The following is a 25,970-nucleotide window of genomic DNA, read 5'->3' as shown; positions in this document are numbered from 1 at the left end:
TAAATCAGCAGTCTGATCACTGAGCCGGGGCCGGTGCTGGTGCGGGAGCCGGAGCCGGGGCTGGCGCAGGGGCCGGAGCGGGTGCAGGTTCTGCCGGAGCGGGAGCCGGAGCGGGTGTCGCCGGAGCTGGCGCAGGAGCCGGTTCGGCTGGCTTCATCGGCTCGGCAGGTGCTGGGGCCGGAGCCGGTGTGCTGGCTGCGGGCGGTTCGGCAGGCGCAGGTGCCTCGCTACGTCTTCCAAAAACATAATAGGCGACAATTGCCAGGATAACGACGACCAGTGCAATCAGCCAGCCGCTGCCGCCGCCGCGTGGCCGTGCGGTACCCGGTGAGGTGAATGGGTCGTTCGGATTGGGTGTGTTCGCCATAAAAGTGTCCTCCGTGGATGAAAAACATCAAGTAATAGCCATCAACGTACAATCGTTGAATCGGTTTCACATTAGGCGTTGAAAACGCCGAAAACAGGGCAATTCTGATCCAGAATCGCTTGCAGGCATGCATTTCCACCGCGAAATGGGTTTCGATCGAGCCAAACCGAACCTTTTTCAGTTCCTTGGCACGAAGCGCGGCTGGTCCGCCGTCGCGCCACGAGTAAGGGCTGATCCCGCCTCGGCAATGATTCGGTGTGCAACTCCGCCGTGTCGTTCAGTTGACGGCGGTCACCGTATAGCCGGTCTTGCGGAAACCCTCGACCAAGCCTTGCGCTCCGGGAAGGTGCATGGCGCCGACCGCCATGAAGACATTGCCGTGGGCGAGGATCGGCGCTGCACGATCGACCATCACCTTGTTGCGGCTGGTAATCATGGTCTGCTCGAATTCGGCGTAACCCGATTGATCGTCGACCTGTTCGGGGATGACGGCCCGAAACAGCGGTACATACATGCCAGTGTCGCCACGCCGGTAAAGCACGATCATGGTTTCGTTGACATCGTTCACCTTGTCGCCAAGCCTCAGCGTATCGACCAGCCCCTTCAGGTGAAAGGCGATCGGCAGCGAAGCCATGGCGCGCAGCTGGTCGGCGATTGTCTCCAGCCCCTCGACCGATTTGCCCGAAGCCTCGGCGTCCTTGGCAAGCTTGACGTCGAGCACCGGCGCACCGCCAGCCTGGCGGGCGACTTCGCATACAGGTAGCGCCACCATCGCCGACAGCAACCAGGGTTTCATCTTGGCGACGGTCGCTGGCGGGATGCCACGCGCATCGAGCGCCTTGTTGACCACCGCCGCATCCTCCGGCGACAGCAGCGACGAAAGCGTCGTCTTGTCGGTGAACATCATCAGATCCGGCTCTTTCAGCAGTGCGGCCATCATCTTCTGCTTGTCGAGCACTTCGGTGGTCTCGATGATGACGGTGCCAGCCGCATCGAATGCCTTCTGCGCGGCGGGTGGCAGCGTGGTGACGCGCGGGTCGGTAACGTGCATGGTGCCGAACAGGAAGGACGGTTTTTCACCCGATTTTTCGAGCTTCCACAGCAGGCCCTTGCCGTTCGGCGTTGCTGCCGCGTCTGCCTCGATCTTGCGGTAGGCCGCCGGGTCGTCCTTTTGCAGCGCGCTCAGCATATCGCTACCGGCGCAGGCCGAAGTCTCGGCGCGTGCCTTGCCCGCGGCGAGCAGCGCGACGATGAGGAAAGAGAGGAAAAACAGGGCGTTGAGCGCGACGAGCAGCTTCAGCGACATATGGGTCGCGCGGTCGGCGATGGCGATGAGGCGTTTCATGCTGCGGTTCTAGGCGCAAAAAGCGGCAAAACGGTTAACCGGCGCATCAAAATTGTTGCGAGATGGCCACCGACACATGCATCGATCACGCACGAGGATGAGCTGCTTCGTAAATCTCGAGCAGCCTGGCGGTGTCGACGCCGGTGTATATCTGGGTTGTCGACAGGCTGGCGTGGCCGAGCAACTCCTGGATGGTGCGCAGGTCGCCGCCGCGCCCTAGCAGATGCGTGGCGAAGGAATGGCGCAGCGCATGCGGCGTCGCCGTGTCGGGCAGGTTGAGCGCCGAGCGCAGCTTGGCCATGTCGCGCTGGACGATTGCCGGGTTGAGCGGGCCGCCGCGGGCACCGCGAAACAGCAGGCCCTTGGGATCGAGATGCCAAGGGCAGAGGCGGCGGTATTCGGCAATCGCCCGCAGCGCCACCGGCAGCACCGGCACCAGCCGGGTCTTGCCACCCTTGCCGGTGACGCGCAGCACGGTATCACCAGGTGAGGAAAGATCGGCGCCCGACAGGCCGAGCGCCTCGGAGATCCGCAAGCCGGACCCATAGAGCAGGGTCAGCACGGCGGCGTTGCGCGCGGCAATCCACGGCTCCTCCGCCAGTTGGCCTTCCACCGAGACGACGTGTTTTGCATCGCTTGCGGTCAGCGGCTTGGGCAGCGATTTCGGCTGCCGCGGCGCGCGCAAGGCTGTCGCACCTGCCGCATTGGCGAGGCCGCGCCGTTCCAGGAAACGCAGCAGCGAGCGGATGCCGGCCAGCCCGCGCCCGAGCGTGCGGGCGCCGGCGCCCTCGGCACGGCGGGCAGCGAGAAAGCCGCGCAAATCGGCGGGGCGCAGATCGGCGATGTCGGAAATGCCGGGCGAGCCGCCGCAATGGCCGGTCAGGAAATGCAGGAACTGGCGCGTGTCGCGCTCATAGGCCTCGACGGTTTCGGGCGATAGCCGGCGTTCGCGCGCCAGCATCTTCAGCCAGGCCTCGCGCGCCGCCTGCAGGTCGGGTTTTGCCGGTATGAGGAATTCCTGCATTGCACTCTTCCAGTTCCCCGCCATCTTCCGGCACGCGGGTTAGGAAGCGGTGAAGAGCGGCGTCATTGAAATGACCACGGGCTGGGGTTAGAGCAAGGCAAAGGATTTTCCGCAGATGATCAAGCCGCAAAACCCCGTCCAGATGGCCGTGATCGGTGCCGCGCATGGCATCAAGGGCGAATTGCGCGTCAAGAGCTTTACCGGCGACCCGCTGGCGCTGGCCGATTACGGTCCGCTCTACGCTAGGGATGGCCGCGCCTTCCAGATCGTCGACATCAGGCCCGCCAACACCGTGGTGGTGGTGCGGTTCAAAGGCGTCAACGACCGCAATGCCGCCGAGGCGCTGGCCGGCACCGAATTGTTCGTAGATCGTTCGGTGTTGCCCGACGAGGGCGAAGAGGATGAATTCTACCATGCCGACCTCGTCGGACTGGAGGTCAAGGACGACACCGGTGCGGTCGTCGGCAAGGTCGTCGCCGTGCACAATTTCGGCGGCGGCGACATTCTCGACGTGACGCTGGCGGGGCGCAAAGGCGTGCTCATCCCGTTCACGCAGGCCGCTGTTCCGGAAGTGTCGATCGCCGGCGGCTTTGTCCGCGTTGATCCACCCGCCGCAGGGTTGGTCGAGGACGAGGACGGAGAGTCTGCCGACCGCGACAGCTTCGACCCCAAGGGCAGGCCGCGCGGGCCGAGGGACGCCGGAGGCAACCGGTGAGTTTTTCGGCTTCGGTGCTGACGCTCTATCCCGAGATGTTTCCCGGCGCGCTTGCCCTGTCGCTGGCCGGCCGCGCGCTCGAGACCGGCATTTGGTCGCTCGAAACGATCCAGATCCGCGACTTTGCCAGCGATCGTCACCGTACCGTCGATGACACGCCGGCCGGCGGCGGCGCCGGCATGGTGATGCGGGCAGACGTGCTGGCCAGCGCCATTGACCATGCCTCGCCGGCAGCCGATCCACGTCCGCGCCTGCTGATGAGCCCGCGCGGCAAGCCGCTGAACCAGGCACGCGTGCGCGAACTCGCCGCTGGGCCGGGTGCGGTGATCGTCTGCGGCCGCTTCGAAGGCGTCGACCAGCGGGTCATCGAGGCGCGCGGCCTCGAAGAAGTTTCGATCGGCGACTTCATCCTGTCCGGCGGCGAGCCGGCGGCACTCGTGCTGCTCGACGCCGTGGTGCGCCTGCTGCCCGGCGTCATGGGCAATGCGGTATCGGGCGAGGAAGAGAGCTTTGAAAACGGCCTGCTCGAACATCCGCATTATACGCGGCCGCAGGAGTTCGAGGGCCGGCCGATTCCCGAAGTGCTGATTTCGGGCAATCACAGGAAGATCGCGGCGTGGCGGCGGGCCGAAGCGGAGAGGCTGACGAAGGAGCGACGGCCGGATCTTTCAGCCGCTCAGCCCTTGTCGAAATAGTAGAAAGCCAGGAACAGGCCGACGGCGATGACGAAGCCGCGCACCGCGTTCTGCGGCACGCGCCTGGCGATCCAGACGCCGGCATAGCCGCCCAGCGCGCCACCCGGGATCATGATGATCGCCTGCAGCCAGGCAATGACGCCGCCCGAGACGAAGACGAGGATGGCAACCGCAGCGATGACCACGGCCAGCATGTTCTTCAGTGCGTTCAGCCGGTGATAGTCGCCGGACTGGGTGAGACCGAGCGTCGCCAGCATCATGACGCCCATGCCGGCGCCGAAGAAGCCGCCATAGACGGCGGTGGCGAACTGCGCCAGCGACCCGACCAGCGAACCTACCGCGGCCTCATGCTCCGGCTTGGGCGCCGGCTTCAGCCATGGCCCGGCAGCGAACAATGCGGTTGCCGCCAGCAGCAGCCACGGCACCAAGGCGCGGAACGACGGGTTGTCGAGCCCTAGAAGGATGAGCGCGCCAGACAGCGCACCGAGAGCCGAAATGAGGCTGAGCAGCAGTGCGCCGCGCCAGAAATGCTTGATGTCGTGCCAATAGGCGAGCGTCGAGGTGATGTAGCCAGGAAATTGCGTCACCGACGATGTCGCATTGGCGACGATCGGCGGCAGGCCGGCCAGGGTCATGGCGCCAAAGGTTATGAACGTGCCGCCGCCGGCAACGGCGTTGACCGCGCCTGATACAAAGCCGGCGAGAAAGAGCAGGACCGCGTCCAAGATTGGCATGAGGGGTGTCGTCGCTGGAGGAAAATGCCTGTCTTCCGGCTTAGGAAGCTTGACGCGCGGGCGCAACCCCCTGGACCACAAGCGATCACGGGATTGCCACAGCGGGCGCCAGCCCAAGAAGCAGTGCAAAAAAGAAACGGCCCAAAAAAGAAACGGCGAAGACGTGACAAAGCGCCGAAATAGCTGTATGTGCGCGCCGAACCGGAAGAAAAATCTGCCAAGAGCGATCTTCTGGCCCGTCAACAATGACGGTGTAGTCGCCCCTGCCCGATGTTCTCGAACAGACGTTCTCGAACGAAGGGCATAGCCGAGCGGTCGATGCGACTGCAAGGCGAGTGTCGGGCGCTCTGACTGTCGGAAGAACAAGAAGTGGATTTTTGAGATGGACATCCTCCGTCAGCTCGAGGCCGAGCAGGCCGCCAAGATCGAAGCCAAGCGCAAGCTCCCCGAATTCCAGCCCGGCGATACCGTGCGCGTCCAGGTCCGTGTGACCGAAGGCACCCGCACCCGCGTCCAGGCCTATGAGGGCGTCGTCATCGCCCGCGCCGGCGCCGGCTTCCAGGAAAACTTCACCGTCCGCAAGATCTCCTACGGCGAAGGCGTGGAGCGGGTGTTCCCGGTCTATTCGCCGATGGTCGAGGGCGTCGAGATCGTGCGCCGCGGCAAGGTGCGTCGCGCCAAGCTGTACTATTTGCGAGACCGTCGCGGCAAATCGGCCCGCATTTCGGAAAACACCGGCGTGCGCGCCCGCAAGCTCAACGACGAAGAGCGCGATGCGCTGAACGCCGAGAAGGCGCGCATCGAGGCCGAGAAAGTGGCCGCCGCCCAGGCGCTGGCCGCCGAGAAGGCCGCGCAGGACGCCGCCGAGAAGAAGGCCGCCGACGAGGCCGCCAAGGCCGCGGAAGCAACTGCCGCCGAATAAGGCGTCTTCAAAACTCATGGTTTTGGAAAGGCGGCTTCGGCCGCCTTTTTATTTCACGAGGTGGATTCGATTTTGCCGGTCCGCAATCGATACGGATCGTTCTGTAATTGCCGCCGTTGAAAGCATTGGAATTCATTTTCGTGCCGAGCGGCGCATCAGAGCGGCTTGCAAGGCGCCTGCGGAAAGCTAAAGTCGGCGCCGGATTTCCTGCATGCCTCGGTCGATCGAGGCGGTTCAGTTCCTGGGGAGCATAGTCATGATCAATTCGAAACTGCTGCTGGCCGGCCTGCTGGCTTGCCTTCTCGTGCCGGTCGCGGCTCTGGCGCAGGCGCTGCCCGACCTCGGCGGCAAGAAGGTGGTGGTGGTGACCGAAAACGCCTATCCGCCGCTGCAGTTCATCGATGCCAAGACCGGCAAGCAGATCGGTTGGGAATATGACGCGATGAACGAGATCGCCAAACGGCTGAATTTCAAGGTCGAGTACCAGAATACCTCTTGGGACGCGATGATCCAGGCGGTTTCCGACAATCAGTACAACATCGGCATGACCGGCATCACCATCAAGGACGACCGCAAGCAGAAGGTCGATTTCTCCGATCCGTATATGCGCTCGGAACAGTTCATGCTGGTGCGCGGCGACGAGAAGCGCTTCACCGATGCCAAGACGTTCGCCGCCTTCAAGGACGGGCTGATCGGCGCGCAGGCCGGCACGACGCCCTTCTACACCGCCGTCTACAGCGTGCTCGACGGCAACGAGCAGAACCCGCGCATCAAGCTGTTCGAGACGTTCGGCGCGACGGTGCAGGCACTGAAGGCCGGCGACGTCGACGTCGTGCTCACCGACGGCACTGCCGGCAAGGGCTATGTCGATGCGTCCAATGGCGGCCTTAAGCTGATCGGCGGCCCACTCGGCACCGAGGATTTCGGCTTCATCTTCCCCAAGGGCTCCGACCTGGTGAAGCCGGTCAACGCGGCAATCGCCGCGCTCAAGGCCGACGGTACGCTCGACGCGCTCAACAAGAAGTGGTTCCTTGATTACAAGATGGGGCAGTAGGCCCGCTTGTTGCGCGCATTTCATGACGATTGTGCGCGGGAACTCGCGCTGACTCTGCGCTCGTACACCCCCCTCTGTCCTGCCGGACATCTCCCCCTCAAGGGGGGAGATCGGATTTCGCATCGGCTTTCGCCAATTTTCAGTGTTGCAGAACGGGCCGCGAGGTCAAAGCTGCCGATCTCCCCCCTGGAGGGGGAGATCGCCGGCAGGCCAGAGGGGGGTGTGACAGAACGCTGCCTTCGTGACTCTGTTATCGGTACCGCTTGATGCCGTCGGCGCCTCCCGCCTCAGCCAAATCCGACTTCCCGTGGTGGCTTGCCGTGGCCGTGGCGATCGCCTTGGCCGCCGCCATCTTCATCGCTGCCAGCGACCTCTATGCCCAGGTCTTCGCAACCGTCGCCAAGGGCATCGGCGTCACCATCTTCGTCACGGTGGTCGCCTTCGCGCTGGCTTGCGCGATCGGCCTCGGCGTCGCGCTGATGGGCCTGTCGGGCTCACGCTGGCTCAGCCAGATCGGCCGCTTCTACGTCGAGATCATCCGCGGCGTGCCGATGCTGGTGCTGTTGTTCTGGATCGCCTTTGCCGGGGCGCCGGCCTTCGTCGCGGCATGGAACGCGCTGACGGCGCCGCTGCAAAGCGCCGGCCTCTTCGGTGAGCTGCTGGTACGCGACGTGTCGTTGCTTTGGCGCGCCGTCATGGCGCTGACCATCGGCTATTCCGCCTTCATCTCGGAGGTGTTCCGCGCCGGTATCCAGGCGGTCGAGAAGGGGCAGATCGAGGCGGCCAAGGCGCTCGGGCTGACGCGCACCCAGCGCTTCCGGCTGGTCATCTTTCCGCAGGCGATCCGCACCATCCTGCCGCCGCTCGGCAATGATTTCCTCGCCATGGTCAAGGATTCCTCGCTGGTCTCGGTGCTCGGCGTCGCCGACATCACCCAGATGGGCAAGATCTACGCCGCCGGCTCGTTCCGCTTCTTCGAAACCTATTCGATCGTCGCCTATATCTATCTCATCCTGACCGTCGGCCTGTCGTTGGCCTTGCGGGCGCTGGAGAAGCGGCTCCGCCACCAGCATGGGGAATAGAAGGCAGGCGAAAACGGCGCTACCATCGAGCGGACGCGACCGGGGAGGACCCATGATCATCGACAAGGCCAATGCGGCGCTGGAAGCGGTCTATACGGCCGACACGCCTGAGACGCTCGCCAAGGCCTATGCGCAATGGGCCGCGACCTATGACGGCGAAACCGCGGCGCTCGGCTATCTCCTGCCGTTCCTGATCACCGCCTGGGTGGCGCGCCATGTGCCGGCGGGCGAAGGGCCGCTGCTCGACGCCGGTTGCGGCACCGGCCTGTCGGGGCCGTCCCTGAAGGCACTCGGCTACCACGATATTGCCGGGCTCGACCTGTCGCAGGACATGCTGAAAATCGCCGGCAGCCGGCAGGCCTACAGCGAGCTGAAACAGGCGATGCTCGGCGGGCCATTGCCTTGGGCGGACGGGTATTTCCGCGCCTTTTTCTCGACCGGCGTGTTCACCATCAGCCACGCACCGGCGTCGGGCCTGCATGAACTGGTACGCATCACCAGGACGGGCGGCCACGCCATCTTCACGGTTCGCGACCAGGTGTTTGAAAGCGGCGGGTTTCAAGCCGTGTTTGGCGAACTGGAGCAGGCGAAAAAATGGCAGCCGGTCGAGGAGAGCCCGTGGTTCCGCTGCTACGCAATCGCCGAGCCCGACGCGCTGGTGAAGACCTTCGTGTTCGAGGTGGTTTGAGTGGCGCCTTCTTCCTTCTCCCCTTGTGGGAGAAGGTGGATCGGCGCGCAGTGCCGAGACGGATGAGGGGTGTTGGACGGAATGAGGCGTTGGCGTTCCCTGGAGCACCCCTCATCCGTCGCCTTCGGCGACACCTTCTCCCACAAGGGGAGAAGGGGAAGCCGCGCCACAACCCGCCAATTGCCGAAAAGCCAAAACATTGATATGAGCAGCGCCATGGAAGAGCTTTTTGGCGATCCGGCCTATAAAGGTTTCGTGCTGCAGGACAGGAAACGCCTGCCGTCGCGATTTTCCGCGCGCGTCTGCGGGGCGCTGACCAGCCGACTTAGCTAGGGCAGACTCGCCAGGCTGTTTCGCCGGTCCGACCGGCGTCGTTTTCCCTTTTTAAATCGACGGATTTACGCAAATGAGCGCACCGCGCACCCTCTACGACAAGATTTTCGACGACCATGTTGTCGACCGCCAGGACGACGGCACCTGCCTGCTCTATATCGACCGCCATCTGGTCCACGAAGTCACCAGCCCGCAGGCTTTCGAAGGCCTGCGCATAACCGGCCGCAAGGTTCGGCATCCGGAAAAGACGCTGGCCGTGGTCGACCACAATGTGTCGACTTCGCCGGAGCGAAAGTTCGGCATCAAGAACGAGGAAAGCCGCATCCAGGTCGAAGCGCTGGCCAAAAACGCCAAGGATTTCGGCGTCGAATATTATTCCGAGAAGGATATCCGCCAGGGCATCGTCCACATCATCGGGCCGGAGCAAGGCTTTACGCTGCCCGGCATGACCATCGTCTGCGGCGACAGCCACACCTCGACGCATGGCGCGTTCGGGGCGCTGGCGCATGGCATCGGCACCTCTGAAGTCGAGCATGTGCTGGCGACGCAGACGCTGATCCAGCGCAAGGCCAAGAACATGCTGGTGCGCGTCGACGGCGCACTGCCGGAAGGCGTCACCGCCAAGGACATCATCCTCGCCATTATCGGCGAGATCGGCACGGCCGGCGGCACCGGCTATGTCATCGAATATGCCGGCGAGGCAATCCGTGCGCTGTCGATGGAAGGCCGCATGACGATCTGCAACATGTCGATCGAAGCCGGCGCCCGCGCCGGCCTGATCGCGCCCGACGAGACCACCTTCGCCTATGTCAAGGACAAGCCGCGCGCCCCCAAGGGCGAAGCCTGGGACGCCGCGCTCGCCTACTGGAAGACGCTGCAGTCCGACGAAGGCGCGCATTTCGACAAGGTGGTCGTGCTCGACGCGGCAAAGCTGCCGCCGATCGTCTCCTGGGGCTCCTCGCCCGAGGACGTGGTCTCGGTGCAAGGCATCGTGCCGAACCCGGACGACATCACTGATGAGAACAAGCGCACCTCCAAGCAGCGCGCACTCGACTATATGGGCCTGAAGCCGGGCACCAAGATCACCGATATCGAACTCGATCGCGTCTTCATCGGCTCCTGCACCAATGGCCGCATCGAGGATCTGCGCGCCGCAGCCAAGGTGATCGAGGGCAAGAAGGTCAATCCGCGGGTCAGTGCGATGATCGTGCCGGGCTCCGGCCTCGTCAAGGAACAGGCAGAGGCCGAAGGCCTCGACAAGATCTTTGTCGCCGCCGGCTTTGACTGGCGTGAGCCGGGCTGCTCGATGTGCCTTGCCATGAACGACGACCGGCTGAAGCCGCATGAGCGCTGCGCCTCGACCTCGAATCGCAATTTCGAGGGGCGCCAAGGCTTCAAGGGCCGGACGCATCTGGTGTCGCCGGCAATGGCCGCGGCGGCGGCGATCGCCGGCCATTTCGTCGACATCCGCGAGTGGAAATAGGGCAGGCGCGCGCAGTCGGATATGAGGAGCCCGAGCCGCAATGCGGTTCGGGCATTCTTCAGTCGGGCCGCCTGACGAATTCGTGGAATCCCTCACGGCGGCCGGGTTGGTCCTTTGCGACGAGCAGCGCCAGTTGGCGCTCGTCGAAGAGTTTGAACCATTCGTCCCATTCGACCAGTTCGTAGCCGCCGGCATTGACCGGGCGTTCGGCCTCATCCTGGTCCTGGTAGGCATGCTGGCCGAAGACCAGCCTCAGCATGGGCTGCGTTCCGGCTTCGGGCGACACGTCGACGATCGCCGGAAAGCCGGCGCGTGCCGCGGCCCATGAGCGAATTGCATCGTGATCGGTCAGCATGATCGTGTCGGCCATCGGAGCGTCTCCTGGTTGCCGTCGTGAAACGCCGCTCGCCGTTCGCGGTTCCGCCCAGCGGCTTTGTCGACGCACCTGTCGTATATTCGCTTTCGCTTAACCGCTTGTTTGGGCTTCCGCTCTAAGGTCCTCCAAGGGGAAGCGAGGGGAAATTACAGCGCTTGGACACCGGCCTGCTCATAGCGCTGCTCAATCCAGGCATCGCCCTCACACTCGGCGCGGCATTTCTCGTGCTGTGGTTCTATCAGCGCCACCGTCCCTATCTGGGCGTGCTGGCGGCGGGCTACTCGGCCTCGGCCGCAGGCTTCCTGCTCCAGTATTTCACGCTGCCGGTCGGCATGGCACCGACCAAGCTCATCTCGATCCTGTGCTTCACCTTCGCCACCTGCTGTCTCGCCGGCGCGGTCATTGCGCGCTATGGGCGGCGCGTGCCTTACCCGGCGGTCGGCATTCTGGCCTGCGGCGGCCTGGCCGCGTTTTCGTGGTTTCTTTTTGCCCGGCCGGATCTCACCTGGCGCATCCTTGCCATCAATTTCAGCTTCGGCGGCATCAGCCTGGTTGTCGCCGCCGAGTTGCGCGTGGTGCGCAACAACGGCCCGACAGAAATGATCCTGTTCGTGCTGTCGCTGCTTTCCGGCCTGAACTTCCTGGCGCGGACGCTTGCCGTCGTCATCGCGCATGGGCCGTTCACCAGCTATGAAGGGCTTTACTCCTCGTCCTACTGGACGACGGCTCTGCTGTCGCATGCATTGCTGTCGCTGCTTATTGCGCTTTGCCTGTTCGGCGCCGCCGCGCTCGATGTGATGAAGGCCCTGAAGACCGAAACTCTGACAGACCCGCTGTCGGGCCTGCTCAACCGCCGCGGCTTCGAGGAGCGCGCCATGCTTGTCCTGCAGCACTGTGCCACGGCGCAATTGCCGGTTGCGCTGGTGCTTGCCGATCTCGATCATTTCAAGGCGCTCAACGATCAGCATGGCCACGCGGCCGGCGATCGCGTTATCGCCGACTTCGCTGCCAAGCTTCTGTCGGCTGCAGGTACGCGCGGCGTTGCCGGCCGTATCGGCGGCGAAGAGTTCGCCGTGCTGTTGCCGCTCAGCGACCTTGGCGCGGCAAGACTGTTTGCCGAAGCCATTCGCACGGTCTATTCGGCGGACAGAATCGACGGACTTCCGTCCGACACAAGAGTGACCGCGAGCTTCGGCGTGGCCGCCCGCACCAGCGACGAAGGGCTGGACCCGCTGATGCGCCGCGCCGACGAAGCGCTCTACAAAGCCAAAAGGAGTGGCCGCGACAGCGTATGCCTGTCCTATCAGCGGCCTGAAACGGTCGTCCTTCCCAATCGGACCAGTGCTGGCTGAGCGTCAGCGGCGGCTTCGAATTAACGTCTTTTTCGCGCGTTGGTGATTTGCTGTTCGGGGGGAGTGCCAAAACGCCATGGGCAGCGCTAATTTCATCCTGCTGATCAACCTGTTCGTTGCCGGGCTGCTGGCGGCGGCCTTCATGACGATCGCGGTCTATGACGCCGGCCGGGTGTCGGCACGCTGGCTGGCGTTCGGCTATGTGCTCGGCACGGCTTATTTCGCGATCGAGTTCAGCATTCCTGCCTTCGACAATGCGCGCCCCGTGGTTGTCGCCGCCTTTGCCGCCTTCCTTGGCGCTACCGTCGCCTTCAATGGCGGGCTTGCCCATAAATACCGCGTTTCGCCGCCTTGGCCGCCGATGCTGTTCTTCCTGGTCTTCGCCACCCTCGCGGTCTACTTCGTGCAGGACCTGCCACGCCAATCGTTCGTGCGAATGGCGGCCTACCAGCTTCCCTATGCGGCCATGCAGTTCACCGGGCTGGCGATCGTCTTGTCGTCCAGGCAAAGACGCGAGCGGCTCGACTATATGCTGATGGCTGTCCTTGCGGCCAGCACCTTGCAGTTCGCCAGCAAACCCTTCATCGCCCATGCGCTTGGTGGCTGGGGCGCCAACCCGCAATCTTATGCGCAGACCAGCTATGCGTTGGTGTCGCAGTCGGTCGGCACCGTGTTCGGCCTGGCGCTTGCGCTGGTGACATTGGCTATCCTGGTCCGCGACGTGCTCGCCGAGGCGACGTCGAAATCGGAAACCGACACGCTTTCGCGGCTGCTCAACCGTGGGGGCTTCGAGCGCCATGCCGAGATCGCACTGCGTGACGCCATGCGGCGCGCCGTTCCAGCGGCACTGGTCATTGCCGATCTCGACCATTTCAAGCGCATCAACGATACTTACGGCCACGCGTCGGGCGATCGGGTCATCGAGACCTTTGCCGGTTTTCTCCGCGATGCCGCGGCCGACCATCATGTCGCCGGCCGCATCGGCGGCGAGGAATTCGCGATTTTCCTGCCGGGGACCAATCTAGCCGCCGCCCGGCTCTTTGCCGAGGGCACGCGGAGCGCCTTCGGTGCCACGCCGATCGACTGCCTGCCCGCGGATCACCGCTGCAGCGCCAGCTTCGGCGTTGCCGAGCTTGGTCCGGGCGAAAGCTTTTCCGACCTGTTGCGGCGCGCCGACAAAGCGCTCTATCAGGCGAAGGGCAGCGGTCGCGATTGCGTGCGTGTCTCGGTGGGGCCGGCTGTTGCCCTGCCGGCGCCGTCAACCAAGGGCGGCGTGGCCGTCAGCGGCAGGGGCTGAGCTCCGGCATTTCGCCGTCGGAGAGGCCGTACATATAGCTGCGGCCCTTGACGAAAACCGGCGGCCTATAGCAGTCGCCGCCGCGGACATCGTCCGATTCGTTTTCGTAGATCACGTCGGGCTGGCCGGCGCTGGTGTAGTCGGACAATTCCTTGGCCAGCTTGCCCTCGCCAACGAGGATACGCTTGTAGCCGGCGGCGCTGTCGATGACGAGATTGCCGAAGGAATCGGCATAGACGCGGTCATGATGGCGCGTCCCGGCGAATGCCGGTGCGACGACGCCGACGGCGAGCGCCGCCAATAGGAACCAGGGAAGGCGCGATCCTGCTGAATTCGAATGCATGGCGTGCTACTCCATTGCTGAGAGGCAAGCCTCCTCGAATCAGAAATTAACCTTTTATTAACCTTTGTTAAGAGGGCAACCGCAGCAGGGGCGAGGTCTCGGAAAATATGGTTAATACCCGATCGCCCACCGGCCATCATTCGGCCATGCCTTGTTTCCACCATCCCCAGCATCGGGCGCGACTCAAAAAGCATGAAATCCGGTGCCTTGCCGGAGCATCGCGGCGGGCTCGATACGCGGTGGGGAAAGCAGCAAATGAGATTACGCCGCACGTTTCGGATGGCGCTAGCCATTCCGCCGCTACTGGCTGCAGCCGCCTGCGCGCCGCAGACCAGCGCGCCCAAGCTCGGCAACACGGCCGCCGCTTCCGTGTCGCTTGCTCCCGCCGCTAGTGAACCGACGGCACCGCAGCCGCGCACAGCTACTTACAACTGCGCCGACGGTAGCGTGATGACCATCGAGAATCTCGGCACGTCGGTGCGCGTCCTCGGCCAGAACGGCGCCAGCGCCGAGCTGCCGGCCTCACCGGCCAATCAGACCAGCCGTTACGGCGAGGCGCATGACGCAATCGTGATCGATGGGCGTGAGGCGCTGGTGATGAAGGGCGGTGCACCACCGCTGGCCTGCAAGCGCTGATCCGCCCCTTGCGCCAGCCATATTTTGCAGTGCGGCGACATTGTGCCGGCGCAAGGCGACAGCCCTAATCGATTGAAGCTGAAAGCCTGGCTTTCATCAGACTAAATTACGTTTTCGAAACGGTTTTCCGGCTTTGACGCGGTGCAAAAAGAGCATTAGAAACCGGCTGTCCGAAGTCGCAACCGGAAGCGGTAATGCCGCATTCCCACCTGAGGCTCCAGAGACGCCGAACTGGGGGAGCCATGAGCAAATCACCAGCCACCCGCGAATTTGCCAGGCGTGAACGGCCGCTTTCGCCGCATCTGACCGTCTATCGGCCGCCGATCACCATGACGATGTCGATCGTCCACCGCATCACCGGCGGGGCGCTCTATTTCGGCACGCTGCTGGTCGCGCTGTGGCTGATGGCGGCGGCGAGCTCGGAGGCGACCTTCAACGCCGTAAACTGGGCCTTCGGCTCGTGGCTGGGACGGCTGGTGCTGTTCGGCTACAGCTGGGCGCTGATGCACCACATGCTGGGCGGTGTGCGCCATCTTATCTGGGACACTGGGGCAGGGCTGGAAAAGCATACGGCATCGAGGATCGCCTGGGCGACGCTTGCCGGCTCGGTCACGCTGACGCTGCTGATCTGGATCGCCGGCTACATGGCGCGGGGAGCCTGACATGAACGGCAAGAACACCGACATGCGCACGCCGCTGGCCAAGGTCCGCGGCCTCGGTTCCGCCCGCGAGGGCACCGGCCATTTCTGGCGCCAGCGGCTGACGGCGATCTCCAACATCCCGCTGGTCCTGTTCTTCGTCGGCTTCCTGATCGCACTCAACGGCGCCAGCTATCTCGAGGTGCGCGCCGCACTTGCCAATCCGTTCGTTGCACTGGTGCTGGCGCTGGTGCTGTTGTCAGTGCTCTACCACATGCGGCTCGGCATGCAGGCGATCATCGAAGACTATGTGCATGGCGAAGGCACCAGGCTGGCGCTGCTCGCCCTCAACACATTCTTTCCCGTAGTCGTCGGCGTCGCTTCGGTCTTCGCCCTGCTTAAACTGGCATTTGGAGGCTGATTTTTTGGCCAAGGACGCGAAGAACGCCAACACGGCTTCCGCCTATAGCTATGTCGATCACAAATTCGACGTCGTGGTCGTCGGCGCCGGCGGCGCCGGCCTGCGCGCCGCGCTCGGCATGGCCGAACAGGGCCTGCGCACCGCCTGCATCACCAAAGTGTTCCCGACGCGCTCGCATACGGTTGCGGCGCAGGGCGGCATCGCCGCCTCGCTCGCCAATATGGGTCCCGACAACTGGCAGTGGCATCTCTTCGACACCGTCAAAGGCTCAGATTGGCTGGGCGACACCGACGCTCAAGAATACATGGTGCGCGAAGCGCCGGCGGCGGTCTACGAGCTCGAGCACTACGGCGTTCCCTTCAGCCGCACCGAGGACGGGAAAATCTACCAGCGGCCGTTCGGCGGCATGATGATGAATTTCGGCGAGGGGCCGCCGGTGCAGCGCACCTGTGCGGCCGCCGACCGCACCGGCCACGCCATGCTGCACACGCTCTACGGCCAGTCGCTGAAGCACAATGCGCAGTTCTTCATCGAGTATTTCGCGCTCGACCTGATCATGGAGCCGGACGGCACCTGCACCGGCGTCGTCGCCTGGAACCTCGACGACGGCACCATCCACCGCTTTTCGGCCAAGATGGTGGTTTTGGCGACCGGCGGCTATGGCCGCGCCTATTTCTCGGCCACCTCGGCGCATACCTGCACCGGCGATGGCGGCGGCATGGCCGCACGCGCAGGCCTGCCGCTGCAGGATATGGAGTTCGTGCAGTTCCACCCGACCGGCATATACGGCGCCGGCTGCCTGATCACCGAGGGCGCGCGCGGCGAGGGCGGCTATCTCGTCAATTCCGAGGGCGAGCGCTTCATGGAGCGCTACGCGCCGTCAGCCAAGGATCTGGCTTCGCGCGACGTGGTCTCGCGCTGCATGACGCTGGAAATCCGCGAGGGCCGCGGCGTCGGCCCGAAGAAGGATCACATTTTCCTGCATCTCGACCATCTCGACCCGGCCGTTCTGCACGAGAGACTTCCGGGTATTTCGGAATCGGCAAAGATCTTTGCCGGCGTCGACCTGACCAAGGAGCCGATCCCGGTGCTGCCGACGGTCCACTACAATATGGGCGGCGTGCCGACCAATTACTGGGGCGAGGTGCTGAACCCGACGGCGTCGAATCCGGACCAGGTGTCGCCCGGGCTGATGGCGGTCGGCGAAGCCGGCTGCGCCTCGGTGCACGGTGCTAACCGGCTGGGCTCCAACTCGCTGATCGACCTGGTGGTGTTCGGCCGTGCGGCGGCAATCCGGGCCGGCCAGGTGATCGACCGCATATCGGCGATCCCTTCGCCCAACGAGGCCGCCGTCGAAAAGATCATGGACCGCTTCGACCGGCTGCGTCACGCCAACGGCTCGACGCCGACAGCGGTTTTGCGCGAAAAGATGCAGAAGGCGATGCAGGAGGACGCGGCGGTGTTCCGCACCCAGGAATCGCTGGAAAGCGGCTGCAGGCGCATTTCGCAGATCTGGGGTGAACTCGGCGACGTCAAGGTGTTTGACCGCTCGATGATCTGGAACTCCGACCTGGTCGAGACGCTGGAGCTGGAAAACCTGATGGCCAACGCCATCACCACCGTCTACGGCGCCGAGGCGCGCAAGGAAAGCCGCGGCGCGCACGCGCGGGAGGACTTTTCGGCCCGCGACGACGCCAACTGGCGCAAGCATACGCTGGCTCGGCTCAACGAGGCCGGCGAGGTGGCGCTCAGCTACCGGCCGGTGCACACCGAAACGCTGCTCAAGGAGGCAGACGGCGGCATCAACCCGGCCAAGATCGCGCCAAAGGCCAGGGTGTATTGAGATGAGGCTGCTGGCGGTTGCGGGATATTCCGGCACGCCCCTTCCGGCCAAGCTCGGCCTGAAGGACGGGATGATTGCCGCTTTCGTCGCCTTGCCGGCCGAACTCGAGGATTTGACCGAAGCCGTGGATTTTGCCGAGCTCGACCGGCTGGCCAACTGGTCGGCGATTTCGGGCGTTCATGAGAAATACGATGCCGTACATGCTTTCACCCGGCAGCGTATCGAGATCGAGGACCGTCTAGGCGACGTCGAAGCGGCGATCAAGCGGGACGGCATGGTCTGGGTGTCATGGCCGAAGAAGGCATCGAAAGTGCCGACCGACGTCACCGAGGACGTTATCCGCACAGAGGCGCTGAAGCTCGACCTCGTCGACGTCAAGGTCGCCGCCGTGAACGAGATCTGGTCCGGGCTGAAGCTCGTCATCCGAAAGGACCTGAGGTAATGGTCGAACTCACGCTTCCGAAAAACTCGAAGATCATGGCCGGGAAAACCTGGCCGAAGCCGGAGGGCGCGACCAACCTGCGCGAATACCGCATTTACCGCTGGTCGCCGGACGATGACGAGAACCCGCGCATGGATACGTATTTCGTCGACATGGACGATTGCGGGCCGATGGTGCTCGACGCGCTGCTCTGGATCAAGAACAAGATCGATCCGACGCTGACGCTGCGCCGCTCCTGCCGCGAAGGCATTTGCGGCTCGTGCGCCATGAACATCGACGGGTCGAACACGCTGGCCTGCACCAAGGGCTGCGACGACATTTCCGGCGCGATCAAGGTCTATCCGCTGCCGCACATGGCTGTGGTCAAGGACCTGGTGCCCGACCTCACCAATTTCTACGCCCAGCACGCCTCGATCGAGCCGTGGCTGAAGACGGTGTCGCCCGAGCCGGCCAAGGAATGGCTGCAGAGCCATGAGGACCGCGAAAAGCTCGACGGGCTCTACGAGTGCATATTATGCGCCTGCTGCTCGACCTCCTGCCCGAGCTACTGGTGGAACGGCGAGCGCTATCTCGGCCCGGCGACGCTGCTGCAGGCCTATCGCTGGCTGATCGATTCCAGGGACGAGGCGACGGGCGAGCGGCTCGACAATCTCGAAGACCCGTTCCGGCTCTATCGCTGCCACACCATCATGAACTGCGCCCAGACTTGCCCCAAAGGGCTCAACCCGGCCAAGGCGATCGCCGAGATCAAGAAGATGATGGTGGAGCGACGGGTTTAGGCGGCGGGCGGGTTGCAGCCGAGATCGTCTCGTCCGCAGCGATCCTTCGCGCCCCCCTCTGTCCTGCCGGACATCTCCCCCTCAAGGGGGGAGATTAGCAGCTTGGAGGACAGCGCCCTTTCTGCAGCCTTGAAAAGTGGCGAAGCGGTGATGACAGCCAATCTCCCCACTAGAGGGGGAGATGTCCGGCAGGACAGAGGGGGGCGCTGTCCCGCCGAGTTCGAAAGGATAGCAAACTTATGACCGATATCGACCTTCCCATCCTCTCTCCCATCGAAGCCCGCGTGCTCGGCTGCCTTATCGAGAAGAAGGAGCTGACGCCGGACGTCTATCCGCTGACGCTCAATGCGGCACATGCGGCGGCCAACCAGAAGACGGCGCGCGAGCCGGTGATGTCGGTCGAGCTTGCCGAGGTCAGACGAGCGCTTGGCCAGCTCGAGCAGAAGGGCCTAGTCAGGCAGGTGTTCGCGTCGCGCGTCGAGCGCTACGAGCATGTGGTGGCGCAGCGCTTTTCCCTGACCTCGGCGCAGATCGCGCTGCTCGGCCTGTTGCTGCTGCGCGGCCCGCAGACGGCCTATGAATTGCTGGCGCGAAGCGAGCGCATGGCGCGGCTGCCGTCGATCGACGAGCTTCGCGGCAATCTCGATCTGCTGATCGGCCGCCGGCCACCGCTGGTCCAGCAGATCGATCGCGGCCCAGGCCAGCGCGAGGATCGCTATGTCCATCTGCTCAGCGGGCCGCCGCAGCTGTCGGCTGCCGCAGCGCCCCTGCAGTCGTCCTCGCCGGCGTCGGATCTGGAGACGCGCGTGCAGGCCCTCGAGGAAGAGGTCGCGGCATTGCGCGCCCGTCTCGACGCGCTCGTTGACGAAAAAAGCCAATAATCATTCGAGAGGTTGGCGGGACAGCGCCCCCCCTCTGCCCTGCCGGACATCTCCCCCACGAGGGGGGAGATTGGCAGCTTCGCCGTCCCGCCTCTCATTCAGCGTTGGAGATTGGCGAAAGGCAGGATGACGGCCAATCTCCCCACTCGTGGGGGAGATGCCCGGCAGGGCAGAGGGGGGCGCGAAGGATCGCCCGCTTTCCGCAGACCAGCTCTCACCCGAGCCTGGCGTCGAGCGATACCTTGATGGCGCCGAGCGCCTTCGAGACCGGGCATTCGGCCTTGGCCTTTTCGGCCAATTCCTTGAACTTGGCGGCATCGATGCCCGGCACCTTGCCGACCAGCGTGATCGCGCTGCCGGTGATGCCGGTGCCGGGGACCAGCGTTACCACGGCCTTGGCGTCGAGCTCGGCAGCCGGGGTGCCGTTCTCGGCGAGGAAATGCGAAAGCTGCATGGCGTAGCAGCTGGCATGGGCGGCGGCGATCAGCTCTTCCGGGTTGGTGCCGGATTTGCCGCTCTCGTCCTCGAAACGCATCTTGGCGGAATAGGGCGTGCCCTTCAGCGTCCCGCTCTGTGTATCGAGCGTGCCTTTGCCTTCCTTGAAACTGCCTTTCCAAACGGCGTTGGCGGTGCGGTCCATCAATTCCTCCTTGATTGTCGTGATTGAGCCCGTGATCGGCATCCAGTCGACTATAGCGCGCGCGGGAGCGAAGGCCACCCACGCTTTCGTATCGGCGGCGGCGTGACACATCATGTCGAGCGAAAAAAATTCGAAAAAAATCTGCGTGCAAAAATGTCGACTTCCATCTGTCCCGGCCGTCCTGCGGGCGGCCATGGACTTGGTGGCCGGATGGAGGACCACATGAACAATCTGTTTTCTGCTCACTGGACAAGCACCGGCCACAGGGCCGGTGAACAACAAGCCGACTGGTCGCGCCTGCAGCCTTCCGGCTTCGGCCGACTGCTTGCGGCGATTGCCATCATTGGGATTGCGGTATCTCTTCTCGACTATGCTGCGGCCGGTCTCGATTCTGCGGCAGGCAAGGGCTCCGCGGAGATTTCCGTAGCCTCGTCTTCGGCTTCAAGCCAGGAATGGAGATAAAAATGAAGTATGTTTGCCTGGTCTATGGTGAAGAAAAAGATCTCCACGCAATGACCCCCGAGAGGCTGGCCAAGCTCGACGCCGATTCGATGGCCCATGACCGGTCATTGGACCAACGCGGGATGCTGATCATCGCGCAGGCGCTGCAATCGGTGAAAACGTCGAAAACCGTTCGCAGGCGCAAGGGCAAGCGGCTGGTCACCGACGGCCCCTTCGCCGAAACCAAGGAGCAGTTGCTCGGTTTCGTCATGATCGAGGCCGAGAGCCTCGACGAGGCGCTGGAGATCGCGGGCGAGATTCCGCTGGCCGAAATCGGCACGATCGAGGTGCGGGCGATCTACAAGGTGCCCGGGTCATAGAGATCTCTCGATAAGTTTCCTCCGCGGAGCGGTGGCGACCAACGACTGGCGCGGGCTTTCGTTTTCCTCATCGGACGCAACTTTTGCGTGTTGAAGCGAAGCAATACTTCTCCTATGGTCGCCGAGATCGGGGGATTTCGGGGCATGCATATATTGATTGCAGCAATCGGCCTGCTCGGGGCAGCGGCGTTCTGGTGGTACCGGCTGAAGACCATGAACGACGCGGCGCGTGAGGTTGCCGACGTCGTTGGCCGCGTGCAGGGCAACGTCCGCCGCAAGAAACTGCGCAAGCAGGCGGCGCTCTCGCCGCTGACGGCGATCGACGATCCGGTCGTCGCCGCCGCGACGCTGATCACCGCCATCGTTTCCGAACATGGTCCTGTGCTGCCGCAACGCGAAGCTGCCATTCGATCGGTGATCTCGGAGATTGCCGACAAAAAACAGACCGATGAAGCGGTGATCTACGCCAAATGGGCGGCATCGCAAATCGACGACGCCACGGTCGTCATCGACAAGCTGGCACCGTTCCTGCGCGAACGGCTCGACGCGGCCGAAAGGAGCGATCTGCTGCGGATGGTCGGCCGTGCGGCGGAAGCCGGCGGACAAAACCTGCAGATTCCCGACCAGCGCATGCTGCGGCTGCGCCAGAAGCTGGGCTTCGAGGTCAACTAAGTTCCCTGACACGGAAATTTGGCAGACCGCATGGCGATTAAGCCGAGACGCCTGATCGCTTCGTCATCCTGGGGTCTTCTCTCCGCTTCGCGTCGCTACGCCCAAGGATGACGAAGTTGGGGAAGCTTCAGGGCCTGTTTAGATCGCCTCGCCCTTCAACAGTTTCGGCGTGTCGCCGGACAGACCCGACGCCTGGCGGATGAAAAACCCCTTCAGCCGGGGCATGCGCTCGACGAGGCCGAGGCCGATGTCCCGCAAAGTGCGCAGCGGGCCGAAATCGTTGGAAAACATCCGGTTCAGCACATCGGTGGTGATGCCCATCTGCACCGTATCGAAACGCCGCCATTGCTGGTAGCGCTCGAGCACGTCGAGCGCGCCGATGTCCTGGCCGAGCCGGTCGGCCTCGACCACCACTTCGGCCAGCGCCGCCACGTCCTTGAAGCCGAGATTGAGACCCTGGCCGGCGATCGGGTGGATGCCGTGGGCGGCGTCGCCGGCCAAGGCGATGCGCGGCGCGACGAAGGCGCGCGCAATGATCAGCCCGAGCGGCCAGGCACGCGGCTTGTCGGCGATATGGATTTCTCCGAGTTTCAGGCCAAAGCGCTGCTCGAGCTCATATTCCAGGACCAGCGTGTCGCCACTGACCAGTTTCTCGGCATCCTGCGACCGTTCGACCCAGACGATCGACGAGCGGTTGGTGCCGTCCTTGCCCGGCTTGAGCGGCAGCGTGGCAAACGGGCCCGCGGGAAGGAAATGCTCTTCGGCGCGGCCGTTGTGCGGCCGCTCGTGCGCCACCGTGCAGACGATGCCGGACTGGCCATACTCCCATTTCACCGTCTTGATGCCGGCCATGTCGCGCAGCTTCGAATTGACGCCGTCGGCGGCAACCAGCAGCCGCGCCTTCAGCGTCGCGCCATCGGCAAGATGCACGGTTATGCCGGCGCCGTTGATGTCGAAGGCGCTGACGGCGACTCCTTCGATGATGCCGATGCCGAGTTGTTCGGCGCGCCGGCGCAAGGCGCCGTTCAAATCCTTGTTGGCGACCATATGCGCAAAGGGTTCGCCGGGCGCGACCTCGCCGTCGAAGGTGAGGAACACCGGGCGGACCGGATCGGATGTGCGCGAATCGGTGACAATCATTTCGGTGATTGCCTGCGCCTCCGGCGCGATCTCGTTCCAGACGCCGAGCTGGTCGAGCATGCGGCACGCGGCGGCGGCAATCGCCGAGGCGCGGCCGTCCTTCTGCCAGGCGCCGGCAGGTGCTGCGTCGACGACGGCGATGGCGAGGCTCGGCCGCGCCTGCTTCAGCGACACGGCGGCGGCTAGGCCGATATAACCGGCGCCGGCGACCAGAACGTCGAGCGAATTCTTGCTGTCGACCATGGCAATTCCTTTCGCAGCCTGACTGTCGCCGGGCATTCCGCCCTTGACTGCCCGCTGTTCCTGTCGGAAACCGCCATGGCAATTTTTCGGCGAGGTCAAGATGACGGCAGCCATGGACGAGCTTCTCGGCATTCTCGACCTCGAGCAGCTGGAACACAACCTGTATCGTGGTCGCAGCCCCAAGCTCGATTGGCAGCGCATCTTCGGCGGCCAGACCATCGCCCAGGCGCTGGTCGCCGCGCAGCGAACGGTCGAGCCCGAGCGCCACGTGCATTCGCTGCATGGCTATTTCATGCGGCCGGGCGACACCAAGGTGCCTATCATCTACGAGGTCGACCGCATCCGTGACGGCGGCTCCTTCACCACGCGCCGCGTCGTGGCGATCCAGCACGGCCAGGCGATCTTTTCGCTGGAAGCCTCGTTCCAGCAGGATGAGGTCGGCCTGGAACATCAGGTGCCGATGCCGCAGGACGTGCCGGCGCCCGACACGTTGCTGTCGCAGCGCGAATTGCTGGGCAAGTTCGGCGAAGCCGTGCCCGACGGCATCAAGCGCTATTGGGAGCGCGACCGGCCGATCGAGATGAAGCCGGTGATGCTGAAGCATTATACCAGCCGGGAAAAGCTCGAGCCGAAGCAGAACATCTGGATCCGCACCACCGGCCCGGTGCCGGCCGACCGCGCCACGCAGGCGGCCGTGCTCGCTTACCTCTCGGATATGACGCTGCTCGACACCTCGACCTTTGCCCATGGCCGCGCCATTTTCGATCGTGATATCCAGGCAGCCAGCCTCGACCACGCAATGTGGTTCCACCGCAGCCATCCGCTCGACGACTGGATGCTGTACACGCAAGACAGCCCGTCGACGCAAGGATCGCGTGGCTTTACCCGCGGCTCGCTGTTTGCCCGCGACGGCACCTTGATCGCCTCGGTTGCCCAAGAAGGACTCATCCGGCTGAAGCGGCCGCCTGCGGAGTAGGCATTTTTCGAAATTTGCCTATTTTTTAAGCATATGCACTGCCCCGCCTGTGAACAGGCAGTCGACAAACCTTCCCGATTTCCTTGTTTAACAACAGCTTAACACCCTGCTTCGGCAATTGGCACGGAGCTTGAATCCTAGCGGGCACTCTCCGGCTCTCATGGGGATCGGCGAAGTCGTGCAAACGCGGGGACCCGCAACAGCAAAGGGTGAAACCTTATGAAGATCGTGATGGCAATCATAAAGCCGTTCAAGCTCGACGAGGTGCGCGAGGCGCTCACCGCAGTCGGCATCCAGGGCCTGACCGTCACCGAAGTAAAAGGCTACGGACGTCAGAAGGGGCACACGGAAATCTATCGCGGGGCGGAATACGCGGTCAGCTTCCTGCCGAAGATCAAGATCGAAGTCGCGGTCGCTGTCGACATGGTCGACAAGGCCGTCGAAGCCATCACCGCGGCGGCCAAGACCGGCCAGATCGGCGACGGCAAGATCTTCGTTTTCGGCATCGACCAGGCGGTGCGCATTCGCACCGGCGAAACAGACACCGACGCGCTTTGAGCTGCGGATACGTATTCCAATGGAGAGTTCAATGAATATTCCTTCCACCTTGAAGATAACGGGACGCGCGGCCGTTTTAGGTTCGCTCGCTCTCGCTGCACTGGGCACGGTTGCTGCGTTCGCGCAGGAAGCGGCACCGGCGGCGCCGGCTGCCCCTGCGCCCGCGCTCGACACCGGCAACACAGCCTGGATGCTGACCTCGACGGCGCTGGTGCTGATGATGACCGTACCGGGCCTGGCGCTGTTTTATGGCGGCATGGTGCGCAAAAAGAACGTGCTCGCCACCATCATGCAGAGCTTTGCCATCACCTGCCTGGTGACGGTGCTGTGGTTCATGTTCGGCTACTCGCTGGCCTTCTCGGATGGCGGCGGCATGAATGCCTATCTCGGCGGCTTCTCGAAGTTCTTCCACAACGGCATCACCACCTCCTCGCTGTGGCTGCCGGGCGTGGCGAACATTCCTGAGTTCGTCTTCTCGATGTTCCAGATGACCTTCGCCATCATCACGCCGGCGCTGATTGCCGGCGCCTTCGCCGAACGCATGAAGTTCTCGGCGCTGCTCATCTTCATGGGCGCGTGGCTGCTGGTGGTCTACGCCCCGATCGCGCACTGGGTGTGGGGCGGCGGCTTCCTCGGCACAGCCGGCGTTCTCGATTTCGCCGGCGGCACGGTCGTTCACATCAACGCCGGCGTTGCCGGCCTGGTCTGCGCGCTGGTTCTCGGCAAACGTGAAGGCTACGGCACCACCAACATGGCGCCGCACAACCTCGTCTACTCCGTCATCGGCGCTTCGCTGCTGTGGGTCGGCTGGTTCGGCTTCAACGCCGGCTCGGAACTGGCCGCCGACGGCCTTGCCGGTGCCGCGATGCTGAACACCCAGGTTGCCGCTGCCGCTGCGGCGCTCGCCTGGATGTTCGCCGAATGGATCGTCGCCAAGAAGCCGAGCGTGCTTGGCATCATCTCGGGCGCTGTCGCCGGCCTGGTCGCGGTGACGCCGGCTTCCGGTTTCGTCAATCCGACCGGCGCCTTCATCGTCGGCATCGTCGCCGGCGTGCTCTGCTACGTCTCGGCCGTCAAGCTCAAGCACGCCTTCGGCTATGACGACTCGCTCGATGCATTCGGCGTGCACGGCATCGGCGGCATCATCGGTGCATTGCTGACCGGCGTGCTCGCCGATCCGGCGATCAACAGCCTTGGCTCGGGTGCCTCTGTCGGCAAGCAGCTCTACGGTATCGTCTTCACCATCCTGTGGACGGCGATCGCGAGCTTCGTGATCCTCTATATCGTCAAGGCGCTGGTCGGCCTGCGTCCTTCGACCCAGGAAGAGGTCGAAGGCCTCGACATCAGCCAGCACGGCGAAGTGGTGCCGTGAGGTTTATTGGCTGGCACCGGCGTTTGCCGGTGCCGGGAAGATCCCGTCGTGATGCTCCCGAAAGGGCTCACGCCTTGAGGCCCGGAAACCTTCCGGGC

The 25,970-nt window shown here is 63.8% G+C and carries 29 protein-coding genes; 22 read left to right on the top strand and 7 right to left on the bottom strand.

What is annotated here, in order from left to right:
* Nucleotides 1-644: 644 nt before the first annotated feature.
* Nucleotides 645-1,712: a TraB/GumN family protein gene (locus NKH16_RS25905; protein WP_352748414.1), complete on the bottom strand. Its 1,068-nt coding sequence runs from the start codon at nucleotides 1,710-1,712 to the stop codon at nucleotides 645-647.
* Between the two features lie 85 nt (nucleotides 1,713-1,797).
* Nucleotides 1,798-2,736: a tyrosine recombinase XerC gene (locus tag NKH16_RS25900; protein WP_352456326.1), complete on the bottom strand. Its 939-nt coding sequence runs from the start codon at nucleotides 2,734-2,736 to the stop codon at nucleotides 1,798-1,800.
* A 115-nt stretch (nucleotides 2,737-2,851) separates the two neighbouring features.
* Here NKH16_RS25900 and rimM point away from each other — a divergent pair, with 115 nt between their 5' ends.
* Entirely contained in the window at nucleotides 2,852-3,451 is a 600-nt protein-coding gene (rimM, locus tag NKH16_RS25895) for a ribosome maturation factor RimM (protein ID WP_352748417.1), read from the top strand.
* Nucleotides 3,448-4,146 carry a tRNA (guanosine(37)-N1)-methyltransferase TrmD gene (gene trmD / locus NKH16_RS25890; protein ID WP_352748420.1) on the top strand — a complete coding sequence of 233 codons (699 nt, stop codon included), beginning with the start codon at nucleotides 3,448-3,450 and terminating at the stop codon, nucleotides 4,144-4,146. Before rimM ends, trmD begins: the two co-directional genes overlap by 4 nt.
* Here trmD and NKH16_RS25885 read toward each other — a convergent pair.
* Nucleotides 4,128-4,880 (bottom strand): sulfite exporter TauE/SafE family protein, encoded by a 753-nt coding sequence (locus NKH16_RS25885; RefSeq protein ID WP_352456323.1) that lies wholly within the window; start codon nucleotides 4,878-4,880, stop codon nucleotides 4,128-4,130. The two genes, trmD and NKH16_RS25885, sit on opposite strands and share 19 nt — an antisense overlap.
* Nucleotides 4,881-5,262: 382 nt before the next feature.
* On the opposite strand from NKH16_RS25885, the gene rplS reads away from it, so the two are divergent.
* The 5 genes from rplS (at nucleotide 5,263) to leuC (ending at nucleotide 10,442) form a co-directional block, all read left to right on the top strand.
* On the top strand, nucleotides 5,263-5,802 hold the full coding sequence (gene rplS, locus NKH16_RS25880) for a 50S ribosomal protein L19 (RefSeq protein WP_023679779.1): 540 nt from the start codon (nucleotides 5,263-5,265) through the stop codon (nucleotides 5,800-5,802).
* Between the two features lie 256 nt (nucleotides 5,803-6,058).
* Nucleotides 6,059-6,856 carry a transporter substrate-binding domain-containing protein gene (locus tag NKH16_RS25875; protein ID WP_031212709.1) on the top strand — a complete coding sequence of 266 codons (798 nt, stop codon included), beginning with the start codon at nucleotides 6,059-6,061 and terminating at the stop codon, nucleotides 6,854-6,856.
* Nucleotides 6,857-7,122: 266 nt separating this feature from the next.
* A complete protein-coding gene (locus NKH16_RS25870) occupies nucleotides 7,123-7,938 on the top strand; it encodes an amino acid ABC transporter permease (protein WP_352748423.1) in 816 nt (271 codons plus the stop codon).
* Nucleotides 7,939-7,990: 52 nt separating this feature from the next.
* Nucleotides 7,991-8,626: a class I SAM-dependent DNA methyltransferase gene (locus tag NKH16_RS25865; RefSeq protein ID WP_352680587.1), complete on the top strand. Its 636-nt coding sequence runs from the start codon at nucleotides 7,991-7,993 to the stop codon at nucleotides 8,624-8,626.
* Between the two features lie 406 nt (nucleotides 8,627-9,032).
* Nucleotides 9,033-10,442: a 3-isopropylmalate dehydratase large subunit gene (leuC, locus tag NKH16_RS25860; RefSeq protein WP_023679774.1), complete on the top strand. Its 1,410-nt coding sequence runs from the start codon at nucleotides 9,033-9,035 to the stop codon at nucleotides 10,440-10,442.
* 58 nt (nucleotides 10,443-10,500) lie between these two features.
* On the opposite strand, the gene NKH16_RS25855 is transcribed toward leuC, so the two are convergent.
* Entirely contained in the window at nucleotides 10,501-10,812 is a 312-nt protein-coding gene (locus NKH16_RS25855; protein ID WP_352748426.1) for a hypothetical protein, read from the bottom strand.
* Between the two features lie 161 nt (nucleotides 10,813-10,973).
* Here NKH16_RS25855 and NKH16_RS25850 point away from each other — a divergent pair, with 161 nt between their 5' ends.
* Nucleotides 10,974-12,170, top strand: coding sequence for a GGDEF domain-containing protein (locus tag NKH16_RS25850; protein ID WP_352748429.1), 1,197 nt, complete (start codon nucleotides 10,974-10,976; stop codon nucleotides 12,168-12,170).
* 76 nt (nucleotides 12,171-12,246) lie between these two features.
* A complete protein-coding gene (locus NKH16_RS25845; protein WP_352470793.1) occupies nucleotides 12,247-13,467 on the top strand; it encodes a GGDEF domain-containing protein in 1,221 nt (406 codons plus the stop codon).
* Here NKH16_RS25845 and NKH16_RS25840 read toward each other — a convergent pair.
* Nucleotides 13,451-13,810: a hypothetical protein gene (locus tag NKH16_RS25840; protein ID WP_352450158.1), complete on the bottom strand. Its 360-nt coding sequence runs from the start codon at nucleotides 13,808-13,810 to the stop codon at nucleotides 13,451-13,453. The genes NKH16_RS25845 and NKH16_RS25840 overlap by 17 nt on opposite strands.
* 255 nt (nucleotides 13,811-14,065) lie before the next feature.
* On the opposite strand from NKH16_RS25840, the gene NKH16_RS25835 reads away from it, so the two are divergent.
* From NKH16_RS25835 to NKH16_RS25805, 7 genes are all read left to right on the top strand, one after another.
* On the top strand, nucleotides 14,066-14,446 hold the full coding sequence (locus NKH16_RS25835) for a hypothetical protein (RefSeq protein WP_352470792.1): 381 nt from the start codon (nucleotides 14,066-14,068) through the stop codon (nucleotides 14,444-14,446).
* Between the two features lie 242 nt (nucleotides 14,447-14,688).
* Nucleotides 14,689-15,108: a succinate dehydrogenase, cytochrome b556 subunit gene (gene sdhC / locus NKH16_RS25830; RefSeq protein WP_292663224.1), complete on the top strand. Its 420-nt coding sequence runs from the start codon at nucleotides 14,689-14,691 to the stop codon at nucleotides 15,106-15,108.
* Between the two features lies 1 nt (nucleotide 15,109).
* Entirely contained in the window at nucleotides 15,110-15,505 is a 396-nt protein-coding gene (sdhD, locus tag NKH16_RS25825; RefSeq protein WP_292663226.1) for a succinate dehydrogenase, hydrophobic membrane anchor protein, read from the top strand.
* A gap of 4 nt (nucleotides 15,506-15,509) precedes the next feature.
* Nucleotides 15,510-17,348, top strand: a complete 1,839-nt coding sequence (sdhA, locus tag NKH16_RS25820; protein ID WP_352748433.1) for a succinate dehydrogenase flavoprotein subunit — start codon at nucleotides 15,510-15,512, stop codon at nucleotides 17,346-17,348.
* A 1-nt stretch (nucleotide 17,349) separates the two neighbouring features.
* Nucleotides 17,350-17,790 (top strand): DUF3052 family protein, encoded by a 441-nt coding sequence (locus NKH16_RS25815; protein ID WP_352685320.1) that lies wholly within the window; start codon nucleotides 17,350-17,352, stop codon nucleotides 17,788-17,790.
* The gene (locus NKH16_RS25810; protein ID WP_292663232.1) at nucleotides 17,790-18,569 is read left to right on the top strand and encodes a succinate dehydrogenase iron-sulfur subunit; all 780 of its coding nucleotides are present in this window, start codon (nucleotides 17,790-17,792) and stop codon (nucleotides 18,567-18,569) included. Before NKH16_RS25815 ends, NKH16_RS25810 begins: the two co-directional genes overlap by 1 nt.
* A gap of 239 nt (nucleotides 18,570-18,808) precedes the next feature.
* The gene (locus tag NKH16_RS25805; RefSeq protein WP_352748436.1) at nucleotides 18,809-19,450 is read left to right on the top strand and encodes a YceH family protein; all 642 of its coding nucleotides are present in this window, start codon (nucleotides 18,809-18,811) and stop codon (nucleotides 19,448-19,450) included.
* A gap of 214 nt (nucleotides 19,451-19,664) precedes the next feature.
* On the opposite strand, the gene NKH16_RS25800 is transcribed toward NKH16_RS25805, so the two are convergent.
* A complete protein-coding gene (locus NKH16_RS25800; protein ID WP_352748439.1) occupies nucleotides 19,665-20,090 on the bottom strand; it encodes an OsmC family protein in 426 nt (141 codons plus the stop codon).
* A 222-nt stretch (nucleotides 20,091-20,312) separates the two neighbouring features.
* On the opposite strand from NKH16_RS25800, the gene NKH16_RS25795 reads away from it, so the two are divergent.
* The 3 genes from NKH16_RS25795 to NKH16_RS25785 all read left to right on the top strand — a co-directional run bounded on the left by NKH16_RS25795 (nucleotide 20,313) and on the right by NKH16_RS25785 (nucleotide 21,583).
* Nucleotides 20,313-20,552, top strand: coding sequence for a hypothetical protein (locus tag NKH16_RS25795; protein WP_352450153.1), 240 nt, complete (start codon nucleotides 20,313-20,315; stop codon nucleotides 20,550-20,552).
* Nucleotides 20,553-20,554: 2 nt separating this feature from the next.
* Nucleotides 20,555-20,911, top strand: coding sequence for a YciI family protein (locus NKH16_RS25790; protein WP_352748442.1), 357 nt, complete (start codon nucleotides 20,555-20,557; stop codon nucleotides 20,909-20,911).
* A 144-nt stretch (nucleotides 20,912-21,055) separates the two neighbouring features.
* Nucleotides 21,056-21,583 (top strand): hypothetical protein, encoded by a 528-nt coding sequence (locus NKH16_RS25785; protein WP_352748445.1) that lies wholly within the window; start codon nucleotides 21,056-21,058, stop codon nucleotides 21,581-21,583.
* Nucleotides 21,584-21,721: 138 nt separating this feature from the next.
* Here NKH16_RS25785 and NKH16_RS25780 read toward each other — a convergent pair whose 3' ends face one another.
* On the bottom strand, nucleotides 21,722-22,966 hold the full coding sequence (locus tag NKH16_RS25780) for a ubiquinone biosynthesis hydroxylase (protein WP_352748475.1): 1,245 nt from the start codon (nucleotides 22,964-22,966) through the stop codon (nucleotides 21,722-21,724).
* A gap of 100 nt (nucleotides 22,967-23,066) precedes the next feature.
* Here NKH16_RS25780 and tesB point away from each other — a divergent pair, with 100 nt between their 5' ends.
* The 3 genes from tesB to NKH16_RS25765 all read left to right on the top strand — a co-directional run bounded on the left by tesB (nucleotide 23,067) and on the right by NKH16_RS25765 (nucleotide 25,872).
* A complete protein-coding gene (tesB, locus tag NKH16_RS25775; RefSeq protein ID WP_031212697.1) occupies nucleotides 23,067-23,942 on the top strand; it encodes an acyl-CoA thioesterase II in 876 nt (291 codons plus the stop codon).
* 219 nt (nucleotides 23,943-24,161) lie between these two features.
* On the top strand, nucleotides 24,162-24,500 hold the full coding sequence (locus NKH16_RS25770) for a P-II family nitrogen regulator (protein WP_023679755.1): 339 nt from the start codon (nucleotides 24,162-24,164) through the stop codon (nucleotides 24,498-24,500).
* Between the two features lie 49 nt (nucleotides 24,501-24,549).
* On the top strand, nucleotides 24,550-25,872 hold the full coding sequence (locus tag NKH16_RS25765; RefSeq protein WP_352540949.1) for an ammonium transporter: 1,323 nt from the start codon (nucleotides 24,550-24,552) through the stop codon (nucleotides 25,870-25,872).
* Nucleotides 25,873-25,970 lie beyond the last annotated feature (98 nt).

The organism is Mesorhizobium sp. M1307 (assembly GCF_040318155.1).
In the GTDB taxonomy this organism is placed as follows: Bacteria; Pseudomonadota; Alphaproteobacteria; order Rhizobiales; family Rhizobiaceae; genus Mesorhizobium.
Note: the sequence above shows the minus strand (reverse complement) of the source record. Positions and strands in the feature narration are given on the sequence as shown.